This window comes from Rhizobacter sp. P2_H2, from assembly GCF_056403375.1.
The window spans coordinates 1-3620 of record NZ_JBFUFP010000551.1; the positions used below are offsets into that span (position 1 = coordinate 1).

The 3620-nt window shown below is 70.5% G+C and carries 4 protein-coding genes; 1 reads left to right on the top strand and 3 read right to left on the bottom strand.

Features of this window, described 5'->3' with window-relative positions:
- The coding region (locus tag AC1D15_RS22245) for a hypothetical protein (protein WP_477827677.1) at window positions 1-874 on the top strand (874 nt) is incomplete at its 5' end.
- A gap of 511 nt (window positions 875-1385) precedes the next feature.
- Here the strand turns inward: AC1D15_RS22245 and AC1D15_RS22250 are convergent.
- The 3 genes from AC1D15_RS22250 to AC1D15_RS22260 form a co-directional block, all read right to left on the bottom strand.
- A complete protein-coding gene (locus AC1D15_RS22250; RefSeq protein ID WP_477827678.1) occupies window positions 1386-2675 on the bottom strand; it encodes a type II toxin-antitoxin system HipA family toxin in 1290 nt (429 codons plus the stop codon).
- Window positions 2672-3043 (bottom strand): helix-turn-helix domain-containing protein, encoded by a 372-nt coding sequence (locus AC1D15_RS22255; protein ID WP_477827679.1) that lies wholly within the window; start codon window positions 3041-3043, stop codon window positions 2672-2674. Before AC1D15_RS22255 ends, AC1D15_RS22250 begins: the two co-directional genes overlap by 4 nt.
- 64 nt (window positions 3044-3107) lie before the next feature.
- Window positions 3108-3620: DMT family transporter (locus AC1D15_RS22260; RefSeq protein ID WP_477827680.1), on the bottom strand; the 513-nt coding region annotated here is incomplete at its 5' end.

The window sequence follows — 3620 nt, forward strand, 5'->3', positions numbered from 1 at the left end:
GGGTTCCAGTACCCAGCCCCGCGACATCCCGGCCCGCTCGCGTGGGCCGGCTGGCGATTCATGGGGGGCGTCGCCGCCGCGATCGGGGGCGATCGGCATCCCGGGCGGCGGCGGCCGTCGCCGGCGCGACAGCTTCGATTCGATCTCGTCGGGCGACGAGTCGGACGGCGGCTACCGCCGCCCGAGCGCGTCGACGATGGCGCCGCGGCGCGACCTGCCGAACCCGCAGGGCTACCGGACCTACCACCACTCGACGCGCCGGCGCGACCGCGACAACATTGCGGCCCAGGGGCTGTATGCGGGTCATCATGCAGGCATCGGCGACCCGGATGGCGGTGAGGCCTGCACCGACGGCGTCTACGTCGTCAACCCGGGCCGGCACATCCCGGACAGCCGGGGCGGTACCGTGATGGTGGTGTCGTCGCAAGACCCGTCGCATGACCGCAACTACCGCGGCCAGGCAGGCGTGTTCCTGCAGCCGCACGTCCAGCCGCTGCGCAATGCGCGGTATGGCCGTGGCGGCGTCCAGAACACCTACTCGGCGGTGTTCCCGATGACGCCGTATACCGCCGGCGGGGCGGCCGCGATGATTCACCATCACAACCCGGACATGGATCTTTCGGGGGAGGACGCGGCCGGCGCGATGTACTCGCAGTTCAACCAGGATTTCCCGATGCATGCGCCGCATCCGGAGGATCCCGGCCAGTACTACACGCCGCACAGCCAGTATCAGCAGACCTTGGCGCCCAGCAGCGGGCCGAGCGGGTATGCGGAGCCGGTCAGCAGCGTCAGCTACAACACGCCTCCGCAAGGGAGCTTCTATCCGTCGCAGCGCCATCACGACGATCCGCTGTACTACGACTCGGATCATTGAAGTCGCCGGACAGGGAATCCCGCTGCCATCGCCCTGGCGATCGCGAACCTCGCTGCGCACGCCGTGACGCCGGCGGAGCTCGCCGACGGCGCGAGCTACCGCGGCGAGTTCGCGTTCGATTCGGCGCACCTGTTCGGGAATCTGGTCAACAGCTGCTCGTAGGAACCCATGAAGAACGGGCGCGCGGCCGCTCGCATGCTCGTCGGTCACTTCAATCTTTTCCCCCCAACAAGAGCGGTGGGTGTTGAGCGGSGGGTGAGGGRATGGGCTGGGGGCGAYTTCTGAGGCGACGGAGAAGATCGGCTTCAGGGGTGGCGCGCGCCAGCGCGCTTCGTGGACTGACTCATCGACACTGTTTGACCACAGCGAGCGAAGCGAGCGGCGGGAGTTTGGCGATGCACCCCTGAAGCCGAGCTTCTTCGTGGAGTCGGCCCGCCAGGGCCGACCGCCGAAGCTGAGCCCCCAGCCCATCCCCTCACCCGCCGCGACGCGCGCCCCGTCGCACCCAGGCCTACGTCAATCGCTGCGTGATCGTGCGTGCCACCCGTTCCGGCGCGTCCGCCAGCAGCGCCGGCCACCGCGCACGGGCGCGCTCGCGCGTCTCGCGCACGATGCGCCGGAAGCGGTTGAAGGCCAGCAGCCCCGCTGCCTTGGCCAGCGCCTCGGCGGCGTCTTCGCCCCAGGCCCGCAGCGATTCATCCATCTTGCGGTTCTGCGCCAGCGCGCGCGGGTCGGCCGGGTCGAAATACGCGGCGACGCAGACCATGTCGTAGGCCGGCGCGAGCCGCGGGTGCACGCCGTCGGCGTACACCAGCGCCCAGTTCTTCGAGTGCGCATCGGTGTTGCCCATCAGCGCATACGCGGTCCAGCGGCGGAACACCTCGTCGAGCTCGTGCACATCGCTGGCCGGGGACTGCTTCAGCAGCACCAGCAAGGCCCGCATCGCGGCCGGCAGGTCGCGGTACTTGCGGCGGCTGTCGATGCCCAGCGCCTGCGTCAGCTCCTCGAAATGCACGCGCTGCGTGCGGCCGTCGAGCAAGGGCCGGCGGTCGAAGCGCGGCACGTGCAGGTAGTGGCTGAACGGCAGCGCGACGCCGGGCAGATCGAGCTCGGCCACCGGCCGCGCGCTCGCGCCGGCGGTTTGCACACCCACCGCCTCGGCCAGCCGGTAGCAGCAGGCCTCGTTGTGCACCAGGTCCGGGTAAGCCGTCGACGGCAGCTTCACCAGCACCTCGCCGGCCTCGGTGCCGCTGCGCACCACGTAGCGCGCGCCGCGGTGCACCATCGAGAACTTCGTGACGAAGCCGCCGAGCGAGAAACCGTCCTCGACCGGCGCCGCCACCGCCGACGGCTGCAGCGGCTCCAGCCGCTTCGTCGCATGCAGCTCGACCACGCCGGTCGGCACCTCGTGCGCCGGCAGCACCTCCAGCGCGCCGGGCAGGTCGTGCCCGGCCGCCGCCAGCAACTCGAACTCGTCGTCGCGCTCGACGCCGCGCCGCTCGGCCAGCCGGTCGCGGTTGTGCCCCTCGGGCAGCATGTTCTCGAAGAACACCGGCAGCCGGCCGATGCGCACCAGGCGCTCGTCGTTGACGGCACTCAGGATCGCACGCGTCTGCGCCTCGCCGGCGCCGCGGTACAGCTGCGACAGCGTCGGCCGCGCTGCGTCGCCGACGTAGGCGTCGTCGAACGAGACGCGGATGTTGTCGCCGACCTGCGAGAGCCAGCCGATGCGCCGCGGCTGCGCCGCATCGGGCACGTGCAGCCGCRGCTCGGCCATCGTGATCGGGTCGCTGCGGCTCACGAGGGCGCCTCGCCGTCGTCGTCGTCAATGTCGGCGTTGGCGTTGGCGTCCTTGCCGACGCGGTACTGGAACGCCTGCTGCCCGACCCCGAGCGGCGCGCTGACGCCCGCCGGCAGCGACACCGACTGCCCCTGGTTGGCGATGAACGCGACCGTCTCGGCCAGCAGCGGCTTGGGCACCGGCACCAGCACGTAGCCGAGCTCGTCGAACAGCGCCGTCAGCGTCGACAGCCGCGCATCGGCCTGGCCCTCGGCCGCGGCCACCGTCAGCCGGCTCAACCCGGTGCGCTCGGCCAGGCTCACCAGCGAGCGGCCGCCGGCGCGGCGCAAGGCCTTCAGCTGGGCCGGCAACGAAACATCAGTTTGCATGGCAAAGCAATCATTTTGTTCAGAATGACTGCTTCACTATACATTGAATGGAAAACCATGCAAATCAGGCTGGATGTCTGGAAAACCAGGCAGGCGGCTTCAGCACGCCGGTCGTCAGGCTGGTGCCGAGCAGGATCACCGCGCAGCCCAGCAGCATCTGCGGCGTCAGGCCTTCGTGCAGGAACAGCCAGCCCCACAGCACCGCGAACACCGGGATCAGGAAGGTGACCGACAGCGCGTTCGCCGGCCCGATGTGGGCGATCAATCGGAAGAACAGGATGTACGCGATGCCGGTGCAGCCGACCGCCAGCAGCGCGGCGGCCGACCAGGCGGTGGCCGACGGCATCGCCGCGGGCCACCACACGAGCGCCGGCACCGCCAGCACCAGCGCCGACGACAGCTGGCTGCCGGTGGCGACCGCGAGCGGCGGCACGCCGGTGAGGAAGCGCTTCGTGAAGCTGCCGGAGAAGCCGTACAGCAGCGTCGCCGCGAGGCACGCGAGCACCGCCCAGCCGCTGCTCGCGCCGGGCTTGAAGCTCGCCTTGTCCCACGCGAGCCACAGCACGCCGAGGAAGCC